The 23576-nt window shown below is 61.4% G+C and carries 27 protein-coding genes; 3 read left to right on the forward strand and 24 right to left on the reverse strand.

From position 1 onward, the window contains the following. Nucleotides 1–11 precede the first annotated feature (11 nt). The 4 genes from araG to D109_RS0104090 form a co-directional block, all read right to left on the reverse strand. Complete coding sequence (araG, locus tag D109_RS0104075; RefSeq protein ID WP_017475792.1) at nucleotides 12–1520, reverse strand: L-arabinose ABC transporter ATP-binding protein AraG; 1509 nt, start codon at nucleotides 1518–1520, stop codon at nucleotides 12–14. Continuing rightward, complete coding sequence (locus D109_RS0104080; RefSeq protein WP_026077771.1) at nucleotides 1517–2497, reverse strand: substrate-binding domain-containing protein; 981 nt, start codon at nucleotides 2495–2497, stop codon at nucleotides 1517–1519. Before D109_RS0104080 ends, araG begins: the two co-directional genes overlap by 4 nt. Before the next feature lie 31 nt (nucleotides 2498–2528). Then, entirely contained in the window at nucleotides 2529–3350 is an 822-nt protein-coding gene (locus tag D109_RS0104085; protein WP_017475794.1) for an SDR family oxidoreductase, read from the reverse strand. A gap of 149 nt (nucleotides 3351–3499) precedes the next feature. Further along, complete coding sequence (locus D109_RS0104090) at nucleotides 3500–3979, reverse strand: GNAT family N-acetyltransferase (protein WP_004371239.1); 480 nt, start codon at nucleotides 3977–3979, stop codon at nucleotides 3500–3502. Nucleotides 3980–4091: 112 nt separating this feature from the next. Between D109_RS0104090 and D109_RS0104095 the strand changes: the two genes are divergently transcribed. The 3 genes from D109_RS0104095 to D109_RS0104105 all read left to right on the forward strand — a co-directional run bounded on the left by D109_RS0104095 (nucleotide 4092) and on the right by D109_RS0104105 (nucleotide 5569). Next, nucleotides 4092–4751: an HD domain-containing protein gene (locus D109_RS0104095; protein WP_017475795.1), complete on the forward strand. Its 660-nt coding sequence runs from the start codon at nucleotides 4092–4094 to the stop codon at nucleotides 4749–4751. Nucleotides 4752–4915: 164 nt separating this feature from the next. After that, nucleotides 4916–5254: a hypothetical protein gene (locus D109_RS0104100; protein WP_017475796.1), complete on the forward strand. Its 339-nt coding sequence runs from the start codon at nucleotides 4916–4918 to the stop codon at nucleotides 5252–5254. Between the two features lie 48 nt (nucleotides 5255–5302). After that, a complete protein-coding gene (locus tag D109_RS0104105) occupies nucleotides 5303–5569 on the forward strand; it encodes a hypothetical protein (RefSeq protein WP_017475797.1) in 267 nt (88 codons plus the stop codon). Between the two features lie 156 nt (nucleotides 5570–5725). On the opposite strand, the gene D109_RS0104110 is transcribed toward D109_RS0104105, so the two are convergent. The 20 genes from D109_RS0104110 to rpmF form a co-directional block, all read right to left on the reverse strand. Continuing rightward, nucleotides 5726–6454 (reverse strand): bifunctional 2-polyprenyl-6-hydroxyphenol methylase/3-demethylubiquinol 3-O-methyltransferase UbiG, encoded by a 729-nt coding sequence (locus D109_RS0104110; protein WP_017475798.1) that lies wholly within the window; start codon nucleotides 6452–6454, stop codon nucleotides 5726–5728. 38 nt (nucleotides 6455–6492) lie between these two features. Further along, a complete protein-coding gene (locus D109_RS0104115; protein ID WP_026077772.1) occupies nucleotides 6493–7413 on the reverse strand; it encodes a PfkB family carbohydrate kinase in 921 nt (306 codons plus the stop codon). Then, nucleotides 7406–8872, reverse strand: coding sequence for a cytosine permease (locus D109_RS0104120; RefSeq protein WP_017475800.1), 1467 nt, complete (start codon nucleotides 8870–8872; stop codon nucleotides 7406–7408). Before D109_RS0104120 ends, D109_RS0104115 begins: the two co-directional genes overlap by 8 nt. A 198-nt stretch (nucleotides 8873–9070) precedes the next feature. Further along, the gene (locus D109_RS0104125; protein WP_017475801.1) at nucleotides 9071–10072 is read right to left on the reverse strand and encodes an ADP-ribosylglycohydrolase family protein; all 1002 of its coding nucleotides are present in this window, start codon (nucleotides 10070–10072) and stop codon (nucleotides 9071–9073) included. Continuing rightward, nucleotides 10069–10782 (reverse strand): GntR family transcriptional regulator, encoded by a 714-nt coding sequence (locus D109_RS0104130; protein ID WP_081585314.1) that lies wholly within the window; start codon nucleotides 10780–10782, stop codon nucleotides 10069–10071. Before D109_RS0104130 ends, D109_RS0104125 begins: the two co-directional genes overlap by 4 nt. 70 nt (nucleotides 10783–10852) lie before the next feature. Next, nucleotides 10853–11413, reverse strand: coding sequence for a DUF1285 domain-containing protein (locus tag D109_RS0104135; protein ID WP_017475803.1), 561 nt, complete (start codon nucleotides 11411–11413; stop codon nucleotides 10853–10855). A gap of 17 nt (nucleotides 11414–11430) precedes the next feature. Then, complete coding sequence (locus tag D109_RS0104140; protein WP_004371272.1) at nucleotides 11431–12036, reverse strand: DUF4823 domain-containing protein; 606 nt, start codon at nucleotides 12034–12036, stop codon at nucleotides 11431–11433. A 75-nt stretch (nucleotides 12037–12111) separates the two neighbouring features. Next, on the reverse strand, nucleotides 12112–13080 hold the full coding sequence (locus tag D109_RS0104145; protein WP_017475804.1) for a GTP 3',8-cyclase MoaA: 969 nt from the start codon (nucleotides 13078–13080) through the stop codon (nucleotides 12112–12114). A gap of 139 nt (nucleotides 13081–13219) precedes the next feature. Next, nucleotides 13220–13873 carry a TetR/AcrR family transcriptional regulator gene (locus D109_RS0104150; RefSeq protein WP_017475805.1) on the reverse strand — a complete coding sequence of 218 codons (654 nt, stop codon included), beginning with the start codon at nucleotides 13871–13873 and terminating at the stop codon, nucleotides 13220–13222. A gap of 438 nt (nucleotides 13874–14311) precedes the next feature. Further along, nucleotides 14312–15097 (reverse strand): TatD family hydrolase, encoded by a 786-nt coding sequence (locus tag D109_RS0104155; protein WP_017475806.1) that lies wholly within the window; start codon nucleotides 15095–15097, stop codon nucleotides 14312–14314. A 63-nt stretch (nucleotides 15098–15160) separates the two neighbouring features. Then, on the reverse strand, nucleotides 15161–16150 hold the full coding sequence (locus tag D109_RS0104160) for a DNA polymerase III subunit delta' (protein ID WP_017475807.1): 990 nt from the start codon (nucleotides 16148–16150) through the stop codon (nucleotides 15161–15163). Further along, nucleotides 16143–16775 (reverse strand): dTMP kinase, encoded by a 633-nt coding sequence (gene tmk / locus D109_RS0104165; protein WP_017475808.1) that lies wholly within the window; start codon nucleotides 16773–16775, stop codon nucleotides 16143–16145. Before tmk ends, D109_RS0104160 begins: the two co-directional genes overlap by 8 nt. 19 nt (nucleotides 16776–16794) lie before the next feature. Next, nucleotides 16795–17925: an endolytic transglycosylase MltG gene (gene mltG / locus D109_RS0104170; RefSeq protein ID WP_026077773.1), complete on the reverse strand. Its 1131-nt coding sequence runs from the start codon at nucleotides 17923–17925 to the stop codon at nucleotides 16795–16797. Between the two features lies 1 nt (nucleotide 17926). Beyond that, nucleotides 17927–18742 carry an aminodeoxychorismate lyase gene (gene pabC / locus D109_RS0104175; RefSeq protein WP_017475810.1) on the reverse strand — a complete coding sequence of 272 codons (816 nt, stop codon included), beginning with the start codon at nucleotides 18740–18742 and terminating at the stop codon, nucleotides 17927–17929. Beyond that, entirely contained in the window at nucleotides 18742–19986 is a 1245-nt protein-coding gene (gene fabF / locus D109_RS0104180) for a beta-ketoacyl-ACP synthase II (protein WP_026077774.1), read from the reverse strand. The genes pabC and fabF overlap by 1 nt, the downstream gene beginning before the upstream one ends. Before the next feature lie 110 nt (nucleotides 19987–20096). Next, nucleotides 20097–20333, reverse strand: a complete 237-nt coding sequence (acpP, locus tag D109_RS0104185) for an acyl carrier protein (protein ID WP_010165887.1) — start codon at nucleotides 20331–20333, stop codon at nucleotides 20097–20099. A 192-nt stretch (nucleotides 20334–20525) separates the two neighbouring features. Beyond that, nucleotides 20526–21269, reverse strand: coding sequence for a 3-oxoacyl-ACP reductase FabG (fabG, locus tag D109_RS0104190; RefSeq protein WP_017475812.1), 744 nt, complete (start codon nucleotides 21267–21269; stop codon nucleotides 20526–20528). Nucleotides 21270–21300: 31 nt separating this feature from the next. Continuing rightward, complete coding sequence (gene fabD, locus D109_RS0104195; RefSeq protein WP_026077775.1) at nucleotides 21301–22239, reverse strand: ACP S-malonyltransferase; 939 nt, start codon at nucleotides 22237–22239, stop codon at nucleotides 21301–21303. Nucleotides 22240–22365: 126 nt separating this feature from the next. Further along, the gene (gene plsX / locus D109_RS0104200) at nucleotides 22366–23376 is read right to left on the reverse strand and encodes a phosphate acyltransferase PlsX (protein WP_026077776.1); all 1011 of its coding nucleotides are present in this window, start codon (nucleotides 23374–23376) and stop codon (nucleotides 22366–22368) included. Between the two features lie 4 nt (nucleotides 23377–23380). Further along, nucleotides 23381–23563, reverse strand: a complete 183-nt coding sequence (gene rpmF, locus D109_RS0104205) for a 50S ribosomal protein L32 (RefSeq protein ID WP_004371305.1) — start codon at nucleotides 23561–23563, stop codon at nucleotides 23381–23383. Nucleotides 23564–23576 lie beyond the last annotated feature (13 nt).

Raw genomic sequence — 23576 nt, forward strand, 5'->3', positions numbered from 1 at the left:
CCTCGTATTCTTCAGTCCCGCGTACGCGGAAGAGCCAGTTGCAGCAGCCGTGCTTCGTCCGCTTGATCGCGGGTCAATTCGCCGGTCAGGGCGCCTTCGCTCATCACCAGGATGCGGTCGGAGATGCCCATCACTTCCATCAGGTCGCTGGACACCACGATCACGGCAATGCCACTGGCCGCCAGGTTGTGGATGATCTGGTAGATCTCCGACTTGGCACCGATATCAATGCCACGCGTAGGCTCGTCCAGCAGCAATACTTTCATCGGCATCGACAGCCAGCGACCGAGAATCGCCTTCTGCTGATTGCCCCCCGACAGGAACAGAATCGGTTGGTCGGCCGACGGCGTGCGCACTTTCAACGCGCTGATTTGCCGCTGGGCATTGGTGCGTTCCCAGCCGCCCTGGATCAGCCAACCGAAGCGCGCATGGTCGCGCCGCGCACTGATATTGATGTTCTCCGCAACGCTGGCGCGGGGCACGATGCCTTCCTTCTTGCGGTCCTCGGGGCAGAGCAACACGCCCGCCGCAATCGCATCCCGCGGCGTCTTGAACGTCTGCGCCTGGCCATGCAACACCAAGGCACCCTGAGTACTGCGGGACAGCCCGGCGAGCAGGCGCAACAGCTCGGTGCGCCCTGCCCCGACCAGGCCAAACAGCCCAAGAATCTCGCCCTTGCTTACCTGCAGACTCACCGGCTCCTGCAAGCCTGGCCCGAGCAACCCTTCGACTCGCAGCGCTTCACCGGAGTGCTCACGCGGCCTGTAGTCGTAGATGTCCTGGATATCCCGCCCGACCATGCAGTTGACCAGTTGGTCGACGTTCAACTGCGCCATGTCCTCGAAGGTGCGCACGAAGCGCCCGTCCTTGAACACCGTCACTGCATCGCAAATCCGGAACACTTCTTCCATGCGGTGCGACACGTAAAGGATCACCCGGCCTTCATCCCGCAGCCGGGCGATGATCACCATCAGCCGCTCGATCTCACGGGCCGAGAGGCTGCTGGTGGGTTCGTCGAACGCAATCACATGGGCGTTGCGCGACATGGCCTTGGCGATTTCCACCAGTTGCCGCTGGCCGAGGGACAGGCTGCCCAGGCGCATGTTCGGATCGATTTCATCCGCCAGGCCCTTGAGCAATTCCCGCGCCTTGCGCACCATCGCGCCGCGATTGACCACGCCAAAGCGCGACGGCATATGCCCCAGCAGCAGGTTCTCGGCGACGGTCATTTCCGGCACCAGTTGCAGCTCCTGGTGAATCACCGCGATGCCGCTGGCGATGCTGTCGGCCGCCGATTTGAAACTCACGCTGCGTTCGCCCAACTGCAAGCTGCCGCTGTTGGGCGGATAAAAACCGCCGAGGATTTTCAGCAAGGTCGACTTGCCCGCGCCGTTTTCGCCCATCAGCGCATGCACCGAATGGGGCCGCGCTTCAAAGCTGATCTGCGCCAGGGCCTTCACCCCGGGAAATTCCTTGCCGATGCCGTTGAAGCGCAGGCTCTCTGCGGCGGCGCTGTTCATTTCCACAGACCGATCTTGCTCAACTCTTCCTTGAAGTTGGCGCGGGTGATCAGGGTCACGTTATCCAGTGCGGTGAACTTGGCCGGCTCCGTGCCTTTGGTCACCCACTCGAACATCGCGGTAGCGGTTTTATAGCCGGACGCATCGGGGCTGAGCAGCATCGAGCCGTAGAAACCGGTGTCGGATTTTTTCAGCTCTTCGATGGCGTCGGTGCCGTTGATGCCCACGCCGATCACATTCAGCGCCTTGAAGCCGGCGCTTTCGGTGGCGCGTACGCCGCCCAGTACGGTGCTGTCGTTCATGCCGCCAATCAGCAGGTTTTTCGCGCCGCTGGGCAGTTTCACCAGGGCCGAGTTGGTGGAGTCCATGGCGCCCGGCACGTCGAGGGTTTTCTGCGCGGTGAACAGGATGTGGTCAACCGGCAGGCCGGCGGCCTTGAGGCCCTCTACCGAACCGTCGGTGCGTTTCTTGCCGGTTTCCAACTCGTCAAACGTATTGATGACGGCGTAGGTGTCCTTCCAGTCCCAGTTACGATGCTTGGCTTCGGTGGCCATGGCCTCGCCTTGTTTCTGGCCGATCTTGTAGGCGTCCAGGCCGACGTAAGGCACGTCTTCCATGGGCTTGCCCTTGGCGTCGACGAATCGGTCGTCCACTGCCAGCACTTTGAGGTTATTGAGCTTGGCCTTGGCCATGATCGCAGGGCCCAGGGACACGTCCGGCGGGCAGATCACGAAGCCCTTGGCGCCGTTGGCAGCGAGGGTATCGATGGCGGATAGGGTTTTCTCGCCATCGGGTACCGCGATCTTGATCACGGTGAAACCATGGTCCTTGCCGGCTTTTTCGGCAAAGGCCCATTCAGTCTGGAACCAGGGTTCTTCGGCTTGCTTGACCAGGAAGCCGATCTTTACTTCTTCGGCAGAGGCCAAGCCGCTGAGTGCCATCGTGAGGGCAAGGGTGCCTAGAGTCTTCTTGAGCATGAACCACCTCTTCTTGTTATTTGGAAACCTGTTATTCGTGGTACATCACCGACCGCCCGCCATCGATCATCAGGCAGGTGGCATTGATAAAGGGCGCCTCATCGGTCGCAAGAAACAGTGCCGTCATCGCCACTTCAATCGGCTGGCCGATGCGCTTGGGCGGGTGCAGGTCGAAGGCACGCTGACGCTCGGCGTGGGGGTCGGCAAAGCCGTTCCAGTAATCGACGTTGAGCTGGGTTTCGATATAGCCCGGCGCGATGGCATTTACGCGGATGCCCTTGGGCGCGTATTCGATGCCCAGTGCGCGGGTCAGCCCCAGCAGGCCGTGCTTGGCCACCGGGTACGGGAAGCAACCGGGAATGATGTGGCTGGAATGGGTGGAGGCGATATTGATGATGTTGCCGATGCCCTGCTCGATCATGTGCGGCAATACGGTGCGGCAGCCGTACCAGGCGCCGTCGAGGTCGATGGCGAAACAGCGGCGCCAGTCTTCGTCGGTCATTTCCAGCGGGTCGCGGAACACGTTGACGCCGGCGCAGTTGACCAGCACATCCACCCGGCCAAAGCGTTCGATGGCCACGTCCACCAAAGCGCGCCAATGATCCTTGGACGTGATGTCGACGGCTTGCGCGTAAATCTCGGCGCCGCGTTCGCGCCAGTGGACCGCGACTTTCTCGACCTTTTCGCCCTGGATATCACCGATCACCAGGCGCGCCTGCTGGGCCTGGAAGCAAACGACGATAGCCTCGCCAATGCCTTGGGCGGCACCGGTGATGACCACGACTTTGTTCTTCAGTCGCTCGCCGTAAGTCGGCTCGGGCACCGGCGGTAAGGACAACGGTTGTGCCTGCATCGCTTCACCTGTTTTGTTTTTGGTAGTGAGTGCTGATGCGCAAGACTATAAACCCAGAAACCAAAACATCTCAATATATAAATTATCATCCCATATAGTGAGCAAGCGTATAAAAAAACCGGCTGTGATAGCCGGCTCTTTATGGGCCTTCAACCTTGGGCGAAATCCCTCAAGGCATCGCCTTCCATGCGGTAGCGCACCCACTCTTCCTGTGGCTGAGCGCCGATGGATTTGTAGAACGCAATGGCCGGCTCGTTCCAGTCCAGCACGCTCCACTCGAAACGCCCACAGCCGTTGTCGCAGGCGATTTTCGCCAGGTGGCGCAGCAACTTCTTGCCCGCCCCGCCGCCGCGTTGTTCGGGGTTGATGTACAGGTCTTCGAGGTACAGGCAGTTGCTGCCGAGCCAGGTGGAGTAGCTGAAAAAGAACACCGCAAAGCCGATCGGCAAACCGTCCCGCAGGCAGATCAGGCCGTGGGCGGTGGCGCCTTCGCTGAACAGGCTGCGCTCGATGTCCACCACGCTGGCGATCACTTCGTGGCGGGCTTTTTCGTAGTCGGCCAGCTCGGTGATGAAAGTCAGGATCTGCGCAGCATCGCTGGGCACGGCGGGGCGAATCTCGATGGTCATGGGCAGGCCTTGTCAGGGAATGAGAGCACACATACTAAGGTGCTTTAATGACCGATTGCAGTGCAATTTCAATCGCGGCTAACCTGCAGGCTATCGACCTTTGAGAATCCCCATGCCCTTCACGCCCTTGACCGACCTCGCCGCGACGTTATTGCCTCACGCCCTTGAGCCTTCGGAAGACGGCGCCCACGACCTGTCCCATTTGCAACGGGTGTGGCACAACGTGCGGTCGATCCAGGCAGAGGAAGGCGGCGATCTGGAGGTGCTGCTGGCGGCGGTGCTGCTGCATGACTGCGTCGCGGTGGAGAAGAATTCACCGTTGCGGTCCAAGGCCTCGACATTGGCGGCGGACAAGGCCGGGGAGATTTTGCAGGGGTTGGCGTGGCAGCCCGAGACGATTGCAGCGGTGACGCATGCCATCGAGACCCACAGTTTTTCGGCAGGCCTGACGCCGCTGACGCTTGAAGCAAAGATTATGCAGGATGCCGACCGCTTGGACTCCCTGGGCATGATCGGCGTGGCCCGCACGTTTTACATCGCCGGGCGCATGGGCAGCGGGCTGTATGACCCGGCGGACCCAACAGCACAGCGCCGTGAGTACGACGACAAGCGCTTTTGCCTCGACCATTTCCAGACCAAGCTGCTGCATCTGGCGGGCGGATTTCAGACGCCGACGGGGCAACGCATGGCCCTGGCGCGCCATGAGCGGCTGAAGGGATTCATGGACCTGTTCATCGAAGAAATCGGCACGCCATACTCCGCTGCGGGCTAACGCAAGCACCGCGAACCACAGAACAATCCCACACGCCGTGCTGGGTAAAAAGTCACACAAATTCTTACAAGCGACCTAAGACCGTTCGTCGGTATCGAGGCACGAATCGCAAACAGGGGCGGACCAATACCAGGTAAGGACATCAATCATATGGAGACACCATCATGACGACTTCCAAATTTGCCGCCCTCGCCCTCACCGGTTTGCTGTCTGCAGTTTCGCTGAGCAGCTTTGCCGCCACCACAGGTTCCAGCACCGACCCTGTTGGCAGCCCGGCCAACCCGGCCACCCAGGAGTCGAAGGACTCGATGGGCACCGGCATGGACACCAACGGCGGCGCCATCATCGACAACAGCAGAGACCCACGCACCCAGGGCGACGACACCAATCGCAACAGCGGTGCGGTGCCTAACGGCAAAATGGGCCCTGGCGCCACTTCGCCTTCGATCAATAAAGGCGATGACTCCAACATCCCAGGTGCGCCAAAACAGCCAGCGCCTTAATCCGCCACACAGACGAACACCCAACCATTTCCCAGTGAAGAGGTATGCATGAACGTCGATCACAACCTTGAAAAAGAAGTCCTCACCCGTCTGCTCCACGCTCATCCCAGTGGGTTGGGCAAGGAAGTGCTGGACAATTACCGAGGTGAAAAAGTGGTGGCCAGCGCCTTGGCCACCTTGCAGGACCGCGGGTGGATCAAGGAAGGCCATGTGACCTGCAACGATGCCGGGGAACACGCGCTGAACCTGCCGATCAAGCTCACCGCATCCGGCGTGGAAGCGGCTCGCAAGCTGGAAAGCGAAGCGGGCCAGTAACTTGAAGCGCTGAAACGAACCGGTTAACGCGGATCAAAATGTGGGAGCGGGCTTGCTCGCGAAGGCGGTGTATCAGTGCCAGATTCATTGGCTGACCCACCGCCTTCGCGAGCAAGCCCGCTCCCACATTTTTTGATCGGGTTTTCAGCCACGGAATCAGCGGTGGGCGGCCACCAGTAGCATCATTGGGCGCTCAAGCTCTTCTGCCAGTGCGGGACGGGCCTTGAGGTCCGCTTCGCTGGGGCCCCACTCGTCGACATGAGTCAGGGTGAACCCCGCCTGGATCAACAGCGTCAGCAACGTGCCTACCGTGCGATGCTGCTTGATCACGCCATCCGCCAACCAGTTGGTCACCCGTGGCCCTTCCAACTGATAGCTGTCCACCGGCCAGCGCTTGCGCCCTTGCTCATCAAGCAGCCAGCCCGGTTGCCGAGGCGCCATGAAGATCGGGTGCTCGATGGAAAATACCAACCGCCCGCCCGGCACCAACGCCTGATGGATGCGCGCGAACAGGCCTTTCAGATCGACGATGTAATGAAACGCCAATGAGCTGTAGGCCAGGTCGAAAGCGGCATCCGGAAGGTCGAGTTTTTCCAGGTCGGCGATGCCATAGGTGATGGCCGAAGAGGACGTCATCTCCTTTGCCCGCGCCAGCATCTTTTGCGAAACATCCAGCCCCAGCACCTGTTCGGCGCCCTGCTCCTGCGCCCAGCGACTGAACCAGCCGTAGCCGCAACCCAGGTCCACCACTTTCAACCCTGGCATCGGCGGTAGCATGGCTTGCAGAGCCGGCCACTCCGGCGCGCCGGCGAGGCCTTCTACCGAGCGGCCCATCTTGCTGTAGCCCTCGAAGAAAACCTCGGTGTCGTAGATGTTCTGGGTCATGACGCTGCTCCGTGCTGAATGGCGACTATTCTGCCGAATCAGCCCGCGCTCAACAACGCATCCACTTCAGCCGTGCCCGGTGAGGTGGCCGGCCCCCAGCGCGTGACCGCCAATGCCGCCGCCGCATTCGCGCGACGTGCCGCGACAACTGGCGCCAAACCGTTGGCCAGGCCGGCGATAAACACTCCGGCGTGGGCATCTCCCGCACCATTGCTGTCCACCGCCTGGACCTTGAATCCCGGCACATGCTCGGCCTGCCCGTTACGGCTGACCCAACAGCCATTCGGCCCATCGCGCACCACCAGCAAGGAGTTGGCGGACAGGTGGTCGTTGAGCTTGAGCAATGCGCCAGCAAGGTCGCTGGCACCGGTGAAGGCCAGCGCTTCAGGACCGTTGCTGGTCCAGATATCAATGCGCGGCAACAAGGCGACCATCAAGGCCGAGTCCGGCGCCTTCACCAACGGGCCCGGATCGAACACCACCGTGATCTGGCGCGGCAACGCCAACAGCCAATCGAGCAACGCTTGCGCCTTGCCTTCCAGCAGCAGGCTGTAGCCGCTGACGTACACATAGTCGTCGTCGCGTGGTACCGCATTGGCCAGGTCTTGCGCGAGCAAATCACCTTCGGCGCCGATATGGGAGATGAAAGTGCGCTCGGTAGTGGCTTCGGTCAGGGACACGCACAGGCCGGTGTCCTTGTCGTCGCTGGCGGCCAGGGCCATTTCAATGCCTTCGGCCTGCATGGCCGCACGTGCCAGGTCGCCGAAGCGGCCGTTGCCGTGACGGCCCAGATACACCACCGGCAACCCGTTGCGCCGGGCCGCAGCCATCACGTTGAACCCGCCGCCGGCTTCGAAGCTGGCGGAGTTGGCCAATACATCGCCACCGGTGGCAGGCAATGTGTCGAGGGACATGACCAGGTCGACGATGACCTGGCCGCTGTGCAGCAATCTAGACATTAGCGCTCTCTACCAAAGCCGGGCGACGATCAGCCGCGCCACCCAGTACCGCATAAATCCCGCCGGCCACCAGGAAGGTGACGATCCAGCCCAGGCCGTTGTGACCCAGCCACGAATCGGACAACGGCCCGGCGAACCAGATGTTTTCGGCCGTGGTGCCGATGGTGGTGAAGCTGAAGCCCAGCACAATCGCAATCGCCCAGGCGCCAAATGCACGCCACTCAACCCCGCCGCGATACCAGTAGGCGCTGCTTGGCGTCACGTCCAGCAGGTCTTTGGGGCTGTAGTAATGGCGATGGATCAGGTCGACCACAAAGATCCCGACCCAAGCGGTGATTGGCACCGCCAGCAACGAGATGAAGGTAATGAACGGACCATAGAAACTGTCGGCGATCAGCATGAAGTAGATCGAACCGGCGAGGATCGCAACGATGTCGACGATCACCGCGTGCACGCGCTTGACCTTCAAGCCGAGGGTCAAGGTAGTGAGGCCCGCCGAATACACCGACAGGTTGTTGGACAGCAGCAGCCCGCCAAACGCGGTGATCAGGTACGGCACTGCCATCCAGGTCGGCAGCATGTCGCGGATCGCGATGATCGGATCAGTGGCCGACGCCAGGTCGTTGTTGCCCACCGATAGCAAACCGCCGAGGGTGATCAACAGCACCAGCGGAATCCCCGCCCCGAAGGCGGCAGAGGCCACCAGGCGCACGGACTTGACGCTGCGGTGCTGGTAACGCGACATGTCGGCACCGGCGTTGGCCCAGCCGATACCGGTACCGGCCGCCATGGTGCCGATGCCGATGATCATCGCGCTCAACGGCGCTGGCGTGGCGTTGAACACCGCGCTCCAGTCAATGGTGGCGCAGAGGAAACCGCCCACCAGGATATTCAGTGCGCCGAACACGTAGGTGGCCCACTTCTGGATCACCAGTAAGGTGGCGTGGCCCAGGCCCGATACGGCGAGGGTCAACAGCACGAAGATGCCAATGAACAGCAGGGTCAGTACCGGGGCGCTTTTGGCGGCAACCGGCGAGTTGAACAGGATCGAGCACAACGACAGCAGCACGAATGCCGCCGTGGTGGTGTTGACGGTTTCCCAGCCCAGGCGCGACATCAGTGACACCAGGGTCGGGCCGATATTGCCGCGTACGCCGAAGATCGCCCGGGACAGGGTCAAGCTCGGTGCACGGCCACGACGGCCGGCGATGGAGATGATGCCCACCACCGCAAACGAACCGGCAGCGCCGAGGATTGCGACGATGATCGCCTGCCAGATTGCCAGGCCGCGAAACGCCACGAGGGTCGCGCCCAGGGGCAAACCGAGGATGCTGATGTTGGCCGCGAACCAGACCCAGAACAGTTGCAGCGGATGGCCGTTGCACTCGCCTTCCGGGACCGGCTCGATGCCGCGTGTTTCCAATTGCCCGGCGCTTTGGCCGGAAGAGGACGTACTCATGGTGGGGTGCTCCTGATGCCTGTTTTTTTGTGGTTGTGGCAGGTTGGCAAGTTGAATCTGTGTTCCGGTCTTCCTGACTCGACTGGATCAATGTGGGAGCGGGCTTGCTCGCGAAAGCGGTGTGTCAGGCAACGCATGTGTCACTGATGCACCGCTTTCGCGAGCAAGCCCGCTCCCACATTTTTTGATCTGCGGTGCTCAGCGCAGATCGAGCAGGCCTTGGACCAAGGGCTCCAGGTCCAGTCCGTTCACCTGCTTGACCTGTTCAATCATCGCCTCAGGCCAGCACTGCATCCCCAGGCACGCACCGAGCATTGCGCCGAGAATCGCGGCGATGGTGTCGGTGTCGCCGCCAAGGCTGGCGGCCATGCACAGGGCTTCGAAGGCATTCACTTCACCCACCGCGACTTGCTGTGCGAGGGCAAACGACACCACCACCGATTCCTGGGACGCCACCGAGGTGCCGATCAATTCATAGAGCAGGTCGGTAAACAGCGCCTTGTCGCCGCTGTCGACGCTCAAGGTGCGCGCCCAACTGATACGGGTGGCGATACGCCCGCCGGCAATCCAGTGGCCGTGGTTTTCCGCCTGTTGGGCGATCTGGGTGCCGATGTTCAGCGCTTCGCCCAGGTCGACACCGTTGATGCCGGCGGAAACCACCGCCGCCACGGCTGCCGCGCTGGAGATCCCCAGATTGGTGTTGTGGGTGACTTGGCACGCCTGGATCACCGCCTGGATAAACCGCGCAGGGTCGTTGACGTTCGCCGCGATGCCCACCGGGGTGATGCGCATGGCGGCGCCGTTGGTGGTGCCGTAGCGCCCGGATTCTTCCGGGGTATGGCCCGCCAGGATCATGTCGATCGCACGCTTGGTGGACGGGCCCAGCAAATCCTGCGAACCCTTGGCGCGCATCACCGCTTCCCAGTCGATCAGGCGCTGGGCCAGTTCGGTGGGTTCGATCTTGCCTTGACCGTCTACCAGCAATTGGCCGACGAGAATCGCCTGCTCAGTGTCATCGGTGATCGAGCCCTTGGGCATGTTCGGCGCGATTGGCTGATCGGCGTCGGCATCTTCCAATGCGGTGATCGCGCCGAAACACGCCTTGACCTGCTCGCGGCTCAGGGACTGGGTGGGCATGCCCAACGCATCGCCCAGGGCCAGGCCGTAGAAGGCGCCGAGGGCGCGGGTGGTGGCGGTCATGTCGGTGTTCCAAATTGAAGGTGCAGGCGAAAGTGCAGCGGGTCGAGCAGGCTTTCGACGGATTCCATGAACCGGTCTTGCCGGTCGTACGTGGTGCGCAGGGCCTTGAGGAACACCGTGCCCACCGGTCGACCCAGCAGTTGGGCGTCTTCTTCGTTCAACGGCTCGGCACCGATCCATTGGCTGCCGGTGGCGCCGACGTAGCCGTAGGCTGCCAGGGTGATGGTCAGGGAGTTATCGATCAGGCCGACTTGCGGCAGGCTCTCGAGGCCACCGGAGGCCGGCATCAGCGAGCGCTCCAGGGACACGAACGTGCCGTCGGCGGCGCGACGGCGGCGATCGAGGGCGATAAATTGGTCAGTGCCGTGACGGCTGAGCAGGTCCGGGCGGGTGACCGCTTCCAGGCGCAGGATTTCGGAGGTGACCACCGCGCCGGTGTCGGCCAGAGCTTGGGCCCAGCCGCTGCGCTGGTCGAGCACCATGCCGTCGAAGGTGACGATGGAGCCGACACCGCTTTGGGTAGCGATGTAACTACGGCGCTTGAGCTCGGCCAAGGCCTCACGCAGGGTGCCGCGGCTGACGGAAAACTCTTCGGCCAACTGATGCTCGCCCGGCAACAGGACACCGTCAGCCATCACTCCACCCTCGATACGGCGGATCAGCTCATCGACGACGCGTTTTTTCTTATCAAATCGGACATGTCTAATCATGTACAAATTGATAACCGAAAGCGCCCGGCTACAGCAAGCGAATTATTTCAGGGGAAGGAAGAAATCAGCCTCAGGGTTCCAGGCCGATGGGGAAAAATACCCCGCCGCTCCAGACCCCAAGCCAGTTCTGACCGTTGATCGGGCGGGTCACGGCCAACTCCACCAACTGATAGAACGCATTGCGGTGGACCAAGGCTTCGAGGTTGGTGCGCACCCGCAAGTACGGCGAGGGCTCCTGGGTGTCCGGGTCAATCACCACCCGCAGCGGATGTTCAATACCGGCCTCGACCGATTCATCCACGTTGGTGGTAAAGCGCAGGACCTGGCTCTCGCCCTGCCCTTCGACTTCCAGGGTAACGGCGACAAAGGGCGCGTCATCGACCTTGATCCCGACCTTTTCCACCGGGGTGATCAGGAAGTAATCATCGCCATCGCGGCGGATGATGTTGGAGAACAGCTTGACCATCGGCTTGCGGCCAATCGGCGTGCCCATGTAGAACCAGGTGCCATCGCGGGCAATACGCATGTCGATATCGCCGCAAAACGCCGGGTTCCACAGATGCACCGGTGCGGGCCCCTTGCCCTTGGGCAATTGCGCCAACAGGTCATTGGCCTTGGCCGAATCGGTCATGCAGCTCTCCTTGTGACTTACTGATCGCTCATGCCCAACAGGCTGCGCGCGTAGTGCGCCAGGGGCTTGCCGATCAGATCTTCAGGCTTGTTGTCGTGGAACGTCAGTAAACCGCCACGGCTGTGAATCCGCACAGTATCAATCAAATACTGGGTGCTGGTCTCGATCAACATGACCTGAATGGTGCCGGTGTCGATACCCAGGCGATCCACCGCCTCCTGGTCAGACCATTCATCGGCGTTGCCGATCCGATCATCTGCCTGGGCAAAGCGGCAGTACAGGAGGTAATGCGCGCCGGCTGCACGGGCCTCAGACATCGCCTGTTCCAGGCCTTCGGGCTTGCGGGCGCGGCGGACCATTGGGAAGTATTCGACAAAGCCGTTGAAGGCCTCCTCGGCCACCACGTTAGGCCGTGGATAAGCACTGCCCGGCGGGGTGAAGGCGCCCTGGGCGATGAAGACAAAGGAGTCCGGCTGTATGCGGACCGAATTGACGCGGCGGGTATCGCTGTGGTCCAGCAGCCCGGCGTCGCTCATCTGATAGCGCGTGCCTTCGGCCATATCACTGACGGTCATGCAGCCACCCAGCGCGAGTGACGCCAGCACCAAAACCAGACTACGCATCCTAATTCTCCAAAGGCCGGTGACGGAAAACCGGCGAATGGGCACGAGATGCAGATTTTGCGCCAGCTTGCGGGACTAGCCGCCGATGATCTTCATGATGGTGGCGCCGCCGGAGAATGCCACTTCCTGCTTGTCGCCCAAGGCCTTGACCAGCAAGCGCTGCAAGGCCGGCAGAGCCTGGTGGCGGGGTTTGTCCAGCAGGTCGCCGACGTAGTGGCGGTTGCTCGACGACAGGCAGCCATGCAGCCAGCCGGTGGACGACAGGCGCAAACGCGAGCAGGTCCGGCAGAACGGCACGCTTTCATTGGCGATCACACCGAAGAAGCCCTTGCCGGGCACTTCGTAGCGCACCGCAGTGGCGTCCACCGGAGCGTTGGCTTGCAGGTATTCGTGCTGTTCGCCGATCAGGCTGAGCAGTTGCTGGAGGCTGACGAACTGCTGGAGGAACGCGTTGGAGTCAGTGGCCAGGTGGCCCATGCGCATCAATTCGATAAAGCGCAGCTCATAGCCACGCTCCAGGCAGTAGTCGAGCAACGGCATCACCTGGTCGAGGTTCTGGCCGCGCAACGGCACCATGTTGACCTTGATCTTGATTCCGGCGGCGCTGGCCTGGTCCATGCCATCAAGCACCGTGGCCAGGTCGCCACCGCGAGCGATGCTGCGGAAGGCATCGGCATCCAGGGTATCGAGGGACACGTTGATCCGGCGAATCCCGGCGTCCACCAGCAACGGCAGTTTGCGCGCCAGCAGTTGGCCGTTGGTGGTCAGGCTGATATCACTGAGGCCCATCTGCCCCACTGCGCCCATGAAGGCTTCCAGCTTTGGACTGACCAACGGTTCACCGCCGGTAATGCGCAGGCGCTCGATGCCGGCGGCCTCAATCAGGTACTCAACGCCGCGCGCCATCGCCTCGGCCGACAATTCGTCCTGCGCAGCCACCAGCCGCTTGCCGTTGGGCACGCAGTAGGTACAGGCGTAATTGCAGGCTGAGGTCAGGCTGATCCGCAAATTGCGGAAACGCCTGCCTTGACGATCAACGATCATGGATCACTCCGGCAGAGGATAATTCGGGCACGCCAAAACCTGACTGAAAAATCAAGTTTTAGCAAGATCCTTGCCTGAGTATATTCCTGGGTTACTGCGCTGGGCAGGAAATCATATCGCCATCACGCTGGCGAATGATTCAAGTGGCCGGCGCTTCGGCGTTCGGCAAATCGGTGCTGTGCTTGCGCTTGTTGCCCATGCGCACGCCGATGTCCATCAGGAATTGGAAAAACCCTTCCTGGTCTTCCAGCACATTGCTCCAGAACGGCGAGTGGTACAGCGCCACGGCGCCGTGCACCAACGCCCAGGCGGCGCAGTAGTGGAAATACGGCGGCACGTCTTCGAGCTTGCCTTCGCTGATGCGGCCCTTGATGAGCAGGGTCAGGCGCTCGAAGTTCGAGGCGCGGATCTTGTGCAGCTCCTCGACCATTTCCGGCACCTGATGGCCCTTGACCACTTTTTCTTCCAAGCGATCAAACAGACGGTAGCGCTGCGGGTCACGCATGCGGAACTCAAAGTAGGCGCGGGACAGCGCTTCCTTGTCCTTGTCGACATCGGCCGAGTGCAGCAACTCGTTCAGGTCGCGCTCGTAGTCGAGCATCAGGCGCAGGTAGATCTCGGCCTTGGACTTGAAGTGCTTGTAGATGGTGCCTTTGCCGATACCCACGGCATCCGCAATCATCTCGACGGTGACGCTGTCCTCACCCTGGTCGAGGAACAGCTTGAGTGCGGTGTCGAGAATTTCCTGCTCGCGGCGGCGAAACTCACGGACCTTGCGGGGTTCTTTGTGCATAAGAAAAAGGTCTGCAGAGATGGATATTGGGAGGGTGGCGTGCCCCAAGCCGTGCTTGTCGGAACGTTTTACCCGGTGCGCGGGATTATCCCGACTGAACGGTCGTTGGGCAACGCCTATATGAACAACCTTTGCACTTAACTTACAGCGCGCCAACGAATCAGCCGATTTGAGTCAGAAATAAAACAGGTGATTGCCACCTGTGCATCGCAACCCATGAGAACTCAACCGAAGCGCGCGTATTCCAAATCTGTTTAAAAAACGATCAGAAGCGGCTGGACTGAATCGGATACTGATCAATACTTGAAATGTCGGCGTGGCATCTCCCCCAAGTGACGCGTCGACCTGGGTACCGACGGACTGCGTGCCCTTGTTTTACTCCTAATGGTCTTAGCCCGGATTCACCCCCCCAGAACCCGGGTTTTTTTTGCCTGCGATTTAGTGGCCGACGTGGGCCAGCGGGAACAGACGCTTGAAGTTCTCGGTGGTCTGTTCGGCGAAGCGCTCGTAGGACTCGCCCCGCAACATCGCCAGGTAATCCGCCACATCCCGTACGTATTCCGGCAGGTTGGGTTTGCCGCGATGAGGGATTGGCGCCAGGTACGGCGAATCGGTTTCCACCAGCAGGCGGTCTGCCGGGACCTGACGCGCGACATCCCGCAGGGCATCGGCATTGCGGAAGGTCACGATGCCCGACAAGGAAATGTAGAAACCGAGGTCGAGGGCGGCCTTGGCCATGTCCCAGTCTTCCGTGAAGCAATGCAGCACACCGGCCTGGGGCAGCGCGGCCTCGCGCAGCAGGGTCAGGGTGTCGGCACGGGCGCCACGGGTGTGGACGATCACGGGTTTGCCAGTCTGCTGAGCGGCTTGCAGGTGCAGACGGAACGACGCCTGCTGCAACTCGGCGGCTTCCGGTTCGTAGTGGTAATCCAGGCCGGTCTCACCGATGGCGACGACACGCGGGTGATTGAGTTCGCCGAGCAGCCAGTCGAGGGCCGGGGCTTCGCCAGGCTTCAGGTCCAGCGGGTGGATGCCCACCGAGCAGTCGACGTCGGCATAACGATCGGCCAGGGCTTTGACGTCGGCGGCGTTTTCCGCGCTGACGCCGATGCACAGGAAGTGCCCTACCCCGCGCTGGCGCGCGGCTTCGAGGGCGGCGTCGAGGGAGCCGCCGTGCTGGGCCAGGTCGAGGCGATCAAGGTGGCAATGGGAATCTACGAGCATAGGGGTCTACAACTTGAGTCACGGAAAGTGTCAGGCCAACGATACACCCGTCGGCCACTGAAATTAACGGCGGCCGAGCAAGCCGACCCATTGCACCAGCAAGGCCTCAAGCAACAGCACGCGGTTGAGGTTGGCCTTGCCCAGGACCTTCTGGCGTTGGGCGAGGATCCAGTCCTGAATGTTCAGGACCTTGTCCTGGGCACTTTTCTGCGCGAGGTACTGCACCACCTTGCGCATGTCCGCCAGGCCCAGGCCGTTTTCGTCCTGGGTCAGCTGGTAGCGCAGGATCAGGCTCGACCAGTCGCAAAACCAGTCAAACAGCAGCAACAAGGGAATGTCTTTCCAGGCGCTTTCGGCCAGTTGTGTGGCAGACAGTTCCTGCTTGAGCAGCTTCTTCACCCCATCCACCACCAACGCGCGCTGTTCCCGCACGCCCTGGGCCTGAAGTTTGACCGCCGCCAAGGGCGACCCGGCCGCCAGGGTCAGCAACTCGACGCGCTCGGCCTCGCCACACTCCGGCAGTGCCTGGGCCAGCCACTGCAGGCTCATGGCTTCGCTCGGCAACGGGCAGGCCTGTTGCACGCAGCGGCTGCGGATGGTCGGCAGCAGGCGGCTGGACTGGTGGCTCACCAGCAGCAGCACGGTATCGCCGGACGGTTCTTCCAGGCTCTTGAGCAAGGCGTTGGCCGCGTTGATGTTCATCGACTCCACCGGCTCGATCAGCACCACCTTGCGCCCGCCCATCTGCGCGGTCTGCACCACGAAGCTGACCAGATCACGCACCTGGTCGACCTTGATCGCCTTATCGGCTTCTTCAGGCTCCAGCAGGTAGTTATCCGGATGGCTGCCAGCCTTGAGCAGCATGCAGGATTTACATTCCCCGCAGGCTTCCAGGCCGTTGGGCCGCTGGCACAACAAGCTGGCCATCAGCCGCTCGGCCAGGGCGCGCTTGCCGATGCCCGCCGGGCCATGGAGCAAGTAGGCGTGGGCATGCTGGGCACGGCCCGCCAGTTGCTGCCAGAGGCTGTCCTGCCACGGGTAGGCTTCAGCCACGGACACGCTCCACAAGCTTCGGCAACAGGGCGTCGATGGACTGCTGAACCTGAGTCAGGGGTAGTGCGGCGTCCAACAGGTAGTAACGGGCGGGGTCGGCTTCGGCGCGCTTGAGAAACGCGCTGCGCACAGCTTCAAAAAACACTCGGGTTTCCAGTTCGAAACGATCGAGGCGACCCCGGGCGGTGGCACGGGCCATGCCGACTTCCACCGGGAGGTCGAACACCAGGGTCAGGTCGGGCCGCAAATCGCCCTGGACGAAGGTTTCCAGCGTCGCAATGCGCTCAAGGGACAAGCCACGGCCGCCGCCCTGATAGGCATAGGTGGAGTCGGTAAACCGGTCACAAATCACCACCGCGCCACGGGCCAGGGCCGGGCGAATGACTTCGGCCAGGTGCTGGGCGCGGGCAGCAAACACCAGCAGCAGCTCGGTGTCGGGGTTCATCTGTTCGTCGCCCGGGGTCAGCAGCACTTCCCGGATACGCTCGGCCAGCGGCGTGCCGCCGGGCTCGCGGGTCAGCAGCACCTCGATACCTTCGGCGCGCAGGCGCTCGGCCAGGTATTCGCGGTTGGTGCTTTTGCCGGCGCCTTCCGGGCCTTCCAGGGTAATAAACAAGCCAGTCACAGGCAGTCCTTAGTCAGAGTCATTGCGAGCTTTGCGGCGCGGTGTCATCGGGTGCGGGAGACGGCTCGGCGGGCGTATCCACCGGTGCGTCTTCAGGTTTCGCCGCCGGTGCGGGCGCGGGCGCCGGGCTGGAACGGTAATCGGCACGACGCTTCATCTGAAACTCACGCACCGCCGCGTTATGCGCCTCCAGGTTATCCGAGAAGATATGGCTGCCGTCGCCACGGGCGACAAAATACAGGCTGCTACCAGCCACCGGGTTCAGCGCGGCATGAATCGCCTCACGTCCGACCATGGCAATCGGCGTCGGCGGCAGGCCGGCGATCACATAGGTGTTGTAGGGCGTGGCTTCCTTGAGGTGCGCACGGGTCAGCTTGCCGGTGTAGCGCTCGCCGAGGCCGTAGATCACCGTCGGGTCGGTTTGCAGCAGCATGCCGATCTGCATGCGTCGCACGAACACTCCGGCAATCTGGCCGCGCTCTTCCGGCACGCCGGTTTCTTTCTCGACCAGCGAGGCCATGATCAGCGCTTGATAGGGTTCGGTGTACGGCGCATCGGCGGCGCGTTTGCTCCACTCCTGGGCGAGAACATCGTCCAGGCGGTTGTAGGATTTTTTCAGCAACTCGACGTCGCTCATGCCACGCACGAAGCGGTAGGTGTCAGGGAAAAAGCGGCCTTCAGGGAAGACACCAGGGTGGCCGAGCTTTTCCATCACCTCACTGTCACTCAGGCCCGACAGGGTTTGCTCGAGCTTTTCATGCTTGGCCAGAGCGGCGCGTACCTGGCGGAAGTTCCAGCCTTCCACCAGCGTGATGCTGTACTGCACCACTTCGCCACGCTGCCACAAACCGATCAGGCCCTCGGCGGTGAGGCCCGGGGTCATGCGGTATTCGCCGCTGTGCAGCGGCTGGCCGTCGAGGTTGAAGCGCCAGTAGAGACGCAACCAGAACGCATCCTTGAGCACGCCGTCATTTTCCAGACGATTGAAGGTGCCGGTGGGCGTCGCGCCGGCCGGTACATCCAGCAATTGCTCCTGGGTCAGATTCAGGGGCTGCTCAAGGGCCGAGTTCAGCTTCCAGGCCGAAGCGCCCAGCAGCAAACCCGCCAGGACCAGGCCGATCTCCAGCAACAATACAAATTTACGTCTCAAATCAAATATCCAATAGTGCGCGAACAATGCCCTGCAGTTTACGGGTGAGCGGCCCAACCGACCAGCTCATCGCAGCACATCCGCGCACCGGCCAAATGCCATATACGCTGTTGCACACAAAGACTTCGTCAGCCTGTTGCAACTGCTCAAGGCTGATGTCGGCCACGCTGGTCGGGATGCCCAACGCCTGGGCCTGGGCCAATACCTCGGCCCGCATGACGCCGGCGACGCCACAGCGCTTCAGATCAGCGGTCAGCAACACACCGTCACACACCAGGAACAGGTTGCTGAACACGCCTTCGATGACTCGACCGGACATATCCAGCATCAAACCTTCGGCGTGATCGCCATCCTGCCACTCGGCGCGGGCGAATACCTGTTCCAGGCGATTGAGGTGCTTGAGGCCGGCGAGCAACGGTTGTTCGGACAAACGGGTGGTACACGCAAACAGGCGAATGCCTGACGCTGCATGTTCCAGGGGATAAGTGGCAGGTGGACTGCCTTGCAGAATACGCCGCGGGGGAGCGCCGGCGCTGATGCCGTAACCGCGCTGGCTGTCGCCACGGGTCAGGATCAATTTGAGCACACCGTCGCCGAGGGCGGCGGCATAGGCCAGCAATTCGCTGCGGATCAACGGCTGATCCGCAACAATCGCCAACCGCCTGCAGCCCTCACCGAGGCGCTGCAGGTGGCGGTCGAGCAACACGGGCTGCCCGGCCTTGACGGCAATGGTCTCGAACAGGCCATCACCGTACGCCAGGCCACGGTCTTTCAGGGGCACTGCGCCCGCCGGCTGACCGTCAACCCAGCTTTCCATCACTCGGCGAACCGGCGGAACACCAGGGAACCGTTGGTACCACCAAAACCGAACGAGTTGGACAACACCACGTCGATCGGCATCTTCTGCGCCTCATGAGGCACGAAGTTCAGGTCGCAGCCCTCATCCGGCTCATCGAGGTTGATGGTCGGCGGAGCGACCTGATCCTTGATGGCCAGCACGCTGAAGATCGCCTCGACCGCGCCCGCCGCACCCAACAGGTGGCCGGTCATGGACTTGGTGGAGCTGACCGCCAGCTTGTAGGCGTGCTCGCCGAACACCGACTTGATGGCTTCGGCTTCCGCCAGGTCGCCCGTCGGAGTGGAAGTGCCATGGGCGTTGATGTACTGCACCTGGTCAGCGTTGACCTTGGCATCACGCAACGCGTTGGTGATACAGCGGGCAGCACCTGCACCGTCAGACGGCGGCGAGGTCATGTGATACGCATCACCGCTCATGCCGAAGCCAATCAGTTCGGCGTAGATGGTCGCGCCACGGGCCTTGGCGTGCTCCAGCTCTTCGAGCACCAGCGCACCGGCGCCGTCGGCCAGTACAAAGCCATCACGGCCCTTGTCCCAGGGACGGCTGGCGCGGGTCGGCTCGTCATTGCGAGTCGACAGTGCCCGGGACGCGCCGAAGCCCCCCATGCCCAGGCCGCAGGCGGCCATTTCGGCGCCGCCGGCGATCATCACGTCAGCTTCGTCATAGGCGATATTGCGCGCCGCCATGCCGATGCAGTGAGTGCCCGTGGTGCACGCCGTAGAGATGGCGTAGTTAGGCCCCTGGGCACCCAAGTGGATGGACAGGAAACCGGAAATCATGTTGATGATCGAGCCAGGCACGAAGAACGGTGAAATTCGACGGGGGCCAGACTCGTGCAACGTGCGGCTGGTTTCTTCGATATTGGTCAGACCGCCAATACCCGAACCCATGGCCACGCCGATGCGCTCACGGTTGGCGTCGGTGACTTCCAGGCCGGCATTACGCACTGCCTGAAAACCGGCTGCCAGGCCGTATTGAATGAACAGGTCGAGTTTGCGGGACTCCTTGACCGAGAGATATTCCTCGACATTGAAGTCCTTTACCGAGCCGCCAAAACGGGTGGAATAGGCAGAAAGGTCCGTGTGTTCGATCAGACCAATACCACTGCGGCCAGCCAGAATGCCCTGCCAACTGCTCGGCACATCCGTACCCAGTGGCGACAACATACCCATACCGGTGACTACGACGCGTCTACGCGACACAGCACTCTCCTTTTTCTAATGACGACACTTTGCATCAGGCTTAAAGGAAAAAACCGCACGCCATAGGGCAGTGCGGTTTTTCCATCACAGCAAGCGACGATTACAAACTATTACGCCTGGTGGCTAGTAACGTAGTCGATGGCAGCTTGAACGGTAGTGATTTTTTCAGCTTCTTCGTCCGGGATTTCGGTCTCGAATTCCTCTTCCAGAGCCATCACCAGCTCAACGGTGTCAAGGGAGTCGGCACCCAGGTCTTCAACGAAGGAAGCAGTGTTGGTCACTTCTTCTTCTTTAACGCCCAGTTGCTCAGCAACGATTTTCTTGACGCGCTCTTCGATGGTGCTCATACCGTGTTTTCACTCCTAATGGACAAATTCAGGCAGCTGGCCAGTGGGTAAGTGTATAGAAAGGCTTTTCAGCTTTTCAACTGAAAGCTTCACCCTCGTACCCTATTGGCCATCTGCCTATAAATAGATTGCAGCTTTATAACGGATTTTAGACAGCTCGTATGACATTTTTTTGAAGCGATCCGTCACAATTTAACTCATGTACATCCCGCCGTTAACCGGGATTGTAGCCCCAGTCACGTATGCCGCACCGTCGGATGCCAGGAAAGTGACCACATTCGCGATCTCTTGAGCCTGGCCCAGACGACCCAGCGGAATCTGCGTCAGCAACGCTTCACGCTGCGCTTCAGGCAATTCGCGGGTCATATCGGTATCGATGAACCCTGGGGCCACCGAATTGACCGTAATCGACCGCGAGCCCACTTCACGCGCCAGTGCACGGCTGAAACCTTCCAGACCGGCCTTGGCGGCTGCGTAGTTTACTTGGCCTGCGTTGCCCATGGCACCCACTACGGAGCCAATATTGATAATTCGACCCCAACGAGCCTTGGTCATGCCACGCAAAACACCCTTGGACAGGCGAAACAGACTGTTCAGGTTGGTATCGACGACGTCATGCCACTCGTCGTCTTTCATGCGCATCATCAGGTTATCGCGGGTGATACCGGCATTGTTCACCAGAATAGCCGGTGCACCGAATTGCGCCGTGATTTCCGCCAGGACGGCAGCCACGGACTCATCACTGGTCACGTTCAGTTCAAGACCGGTGCCCTGAACGCCGTGTTCCTTCAGCGTCGCGGCAATACGCTCGGCGCCGGCGGCGGAGGTTGCGGTACCGATGACCACAGCGCCCAGACGGCCCAGCTCCAGGGCGATCGCCTGGCCAATGCCACGGCTAGCGCCGGTGACCAGTGCAACTTTACCTTGCAGACTCATGCAGGCTTCTCCTAGGTTCGGAAATTAAAGGTCAGGCCAGGGCTGCGCGAGCAGCAGCAAAGGCATCCGGGGTATTGAGGTTGGAAGTCGACACGCCTTCGGCGCAACGCTTGTTCAGGCCAGCCAGGACTTTGCCCGGGCCGCACTCTACCAATTGAGTGGCGCCGTTGGCGGCCAGGGTCTGCACCGATTCAACCCAGCGCACCGGCTTGTACAGCTGTTCCAGCAGGTCGCGCTTGAGGGTTTCCAGGTCGGGAGCCACCGCAGCACTGACGTTCTGCACCAGCGGAATCTGCGGCGCCTGCCAGTTGATCGCAGCGATCGACTCGGCAAAACGTTCGGCAGCCGGACGCATCAGTTCGCAGTGGGACGGTACGCTGACCGGCAGCGGCAATGCACGCTTGGCGCCACGGGCCTTGCAGCCTTCGATGGCGCGCTCTACCGCAGCCTTGGCACCGGCGATCACCACCTGGCCAGGGGAGTTGAAGTTCACGGCGCTGACCACTTCGCCCTGGGCCGCTTCGGCGCAGGCGGCAATCACGTCAGCATCTTCCAGGCCGAGAATGGCAGCCATGCCGCCCTGTCCCGCCGGAACCGCTTCCTGCATCAACTGGCCACGACGCTCCACCAGCTTGACCGCTTCACCGAGGGTCAGGCTGCCAGCGGCCACCAGGGCGCTGTATTCGCCCAGGCTATGACCGGCAACGTAAGCCGGGCGCGCACCACCTTCAGCCAGCCACAAGCGCCACAGGGCGATGGAGGCGGTCAGGATGGCCGGCTGGGTCTTGTCGGTTTGGTTGAGCAGCGCTTCCGGCCCTTGTTGGGTCAGTGCCCACAGGTCGTAACCCAAGGCATCGGAAGCTTCCTTGAAAGTTTCCAGGACCAGCGGATGTTCCGCGCCCAGCTCGGCCAACATGCCGAGGGACTGCGAACCCTGCCCTGGAAAGACGAATGCGAGGGATGTAGACATGTAACAAGCCCCTAATGATCTGGTCGTCGAAAATTGGCGCCCCACAGGTGGGAGCGCAAGAAACTGACAGATTGGATGGTCAATTGAACTGGCCGGTCACATTTAAGCATTTCCGGCCCGATTCGCCTAAGGCAACAGATCCTCAAGGCGGCCGTGCAAGCGTTGCGGCAGGTTTTCCTGGATCTCGATCAAGGCGCGCTGGATGGCACTTTGAAAACCCTGCACCCCCGCCGAGCCGTGACTTTTCACCACGATGCCCTGCAATCCCAGAAAACTCGCGCCATTGTGCCGCGCCGGTGCCAGGTCTGCCTGCAAGCGCCGCATCAAGGGCAGCGCCAGAGCGCCCACCACGCGTGACGCAAGGTTGCGCTTGAACAAGGCCTCGATGCGCGCAGCAATCATCGTCGCCAGGCCTTCGCTGGACTTGAGCAGGATATTGCCGACAAACCCGTCGCACACCACCACGTCCGCTTCGCCCCGATACAGACCGTCACCTTCGACAAACCCTATGTAGTTCAAGCCTCGCGCGCTTTGCAACAGCGTCGCCGCCAGCTTGACCTGCTGATTACCCTTGATGTCTTCGGTGCCGATATTCAGCAACGCCACCCGAGGCCGGGCCACGCCCAGGGCTTCGGCTGCCACCGAGCCCATCAACGCAAAGTGCAGCAGATGCTCGGCACTGCAATCGACGTTCGCCCCCAGGTCCAGCAACTGGCAATAGCCTCGCTGGGTCGGGATCGCCGCGACCATCGCTGGCCGATCAATGCCCGGCAGGGTTTTCAGCACATGCCGGGACAACGCCATCAACGCCCCGGTATTGCCGGCACTGACACAGGCTTGAGCCTTGCCGTCACGCACCAGCTCCAGGGCCACCCGCATCGAAGAATCAGGTTTGCCGCGCAAAGCCTGTGCAGGCTTTTCATCCATGGTGATGGTTTCGCTGGCTGGTGTAATAGTCAGGCGCGCGCGATCCACCGGCGGATGGCTGGCAATCAGTTCTTCAAGTAAGGAGGGTTGACCGACGAGGGTCAGGTGCAGCGAGGGTGTGGCAGACAGGCAAGCAATGCAGGCCTGAACAATGCTGCGGGGACCGAAGTCCCCGCCCATTGCGTCAATCGCGATGACTTGAGCAGACAAGTGATTACTCGTCAGCGCCCTTGTCGATCACTTTACGGCCACGGTATACGCCTTCTGGCGATACGTGGTGACGCAGGTGAACTTCACCGGTGGTTTTTTCTACAGACAGAGTGCTCGCCGTCAGGGCGTCGTGGGAACGACGCATGTCACGGGCAGAGCGGGATTTTTTGTTCTGCTGAACAGCCATAATTGATTAACTC

It is taken from the genome of Pseudomonas sp. PAMC 26793, assembly GCF_000313235.1.
Lineage (GTDB): Bacteria > Pseudomonadota > Gammaproteobacteria > Pseudomonadales > Pseudomonadaceae > Aquipseudomonas > Aquipseudomonas yamanorum.

Excerpts from the sequence above, each read along its gene's own strand:
- araG (WP_017475792.1), bottom strand. The coding sequence starts at position 1,520 with ATGAACAGCGCCGCCGCAGAGAGCCTGCGCTTCAACGGCATCGGCAAG.
- D109_RS0104080 (WP_026077771.1), bottom strand. The coding sequence starts at position 2,497 with ATGCTCAAGAAGACTCTAGGCACCCTTGCCCTCACGATGGCACTCAGC.
- D109_RS0104085 (WP_017475794.1), bottom strand. The coding sequence starts at position 3,350 with ATGCAGGCACAACCGTTGTCCTTACCGCCGGTGCCCGAGCCGACTTAC.
- D109_RS0104090 (WP_004371239.1), bottom strand. The coding sequence starts at position 3,979 with ATGACCATCGAGATTCGCCCCGCCGTGCCCAGCGATGCTGCGCAGATC.
- D109_RS0104095 (WP_017475795.1), top strand. The coding sequence starts at position 4,092 with ATGCCCTTCACGCCCTTGACCGACCTCGCCGCGACGTTATTGCCTCAC.
- D109_RS0104100 (WP_017475796.1), top strand. The coding sequence starts at position 4,916 with ATGACGACTTCCAAATTTGCCGCCCTCGCCCTCACCGGTTTGCTGTCT.
- D109_RS0104105 (WP_017475797.1), top strand. The coding sequence starts at position 5,303 with ATGAACGTCGATCACAACCTTGAAAAAGAAGTCCTCACCCGTCTGCTC.
- D109_RS0104110 (WP_017475798.1), bottom strand. The coding sequence starts at position 6,454 with ATGACCCAGAACATCTACGACACCGAGGTTTTCTTCGAGGGCTACAGC.
- D109_RS0104115 (WP_026077772.1), bottom strand. The coding sequence starts at position 7,413 with ATGTCTAGATTGCTGCACAGCGGCCAGGTCATCGTCGACCTGGTCATG.
- D109_RS0104120 (WP_017475800.1), bottom strand. The coding sequence starts at position 8,872 with ATGAGTACGTCCTCTTCCGGCCAAAGCGCCGGGCAATTGGAAACACGC.
- D109_RS0104125 (WP_017475801.1), bottom strand. The coding sequence starts at position 10,072 with ATGACCGCCACCACCCGCGCCCTCGGCGCCTTCTACGGCCTGGCCCTG.
- D109_RS0104130 (WP_081585314.1), bottom strand. The coding sequence starts at position 10,782 with ATGATTAGACATGTCCGATTTGATAAGAAAAAACGCGTCGTCGATGAG.
- D109_RS0104135 (WP_017475803.1), bottom strand. The coding sequence starts at position 11,413 with ATGACCGATTCGGCCAAGGCCAATGACCTGTTGGCGCAATTGCCCAAG.
- D109_RS0104140 (WP_004371272.1), bottom strand. The coding sequence starts at position 12,036 with ATGCGTAGTCTGGTTTTGGTGCTGGCGTCACTCGCGCTGGGTGGCTGC.
- D109_RS0104145 (WP_017475804.1), bottom strand. The coding sequence starts at position 13,080 with ATGATCGTTGATCGTCAAGGCAGGCGTTTCCGCAATTTGCGGATCAGC.
- D109_RS0104150 (WP_017475805.1), bottom strand. The coding sequence starts at position 13,873 with ATGCACAAAGAACCCCGCAAGGTCCGTGAGTTTCGCCGCCGCGAGCAG.
- D109_RS0104155 (WP_017475806.1), bottom strand. The coding sequence starts at position 15,097 with ATGCTCGTAGATTCCCATTGCCACCTTGATCGCCTCGACCTGGCCCAG.
- pabC (WP_017475810.1), bottom strand. The coding sequence starts at position 18,742 with ATGGAAAGCTGGGTTGACGGTCAGCCGGCGGGCGCAGTGCCCCTGAAA.
- acpP (WP_010165887.1), bottom strand. The coding sequence starts at position 20,333 with ATGAGCACCATCGAAGAGCGCGTCAAGAAAATCGTTGCTGAGCAACTG.
- fabG (WP_017475812.1), bottom strand. The coding sequence starts at position 21,269 with ATGAGTCTGCAAGGTAAAGTTGCACTGGTCACCGGCGCTAGCCGTGGC.
- fabD (WP_026077775.1), bottom strand. The coding sequence starts at position 22,239 with ATGTCTACATCCCTCGCATTCGTCTTTCCAGGGCAGGGTTCGCAGTCC.
- rpmF (WP_004371305.1), bottom strand. The coding sequence starts at position 23,563 with ATGGCTGTTCAGCAGAACAAAAAATCCCGCTCTGCCCGTGACATGCGT.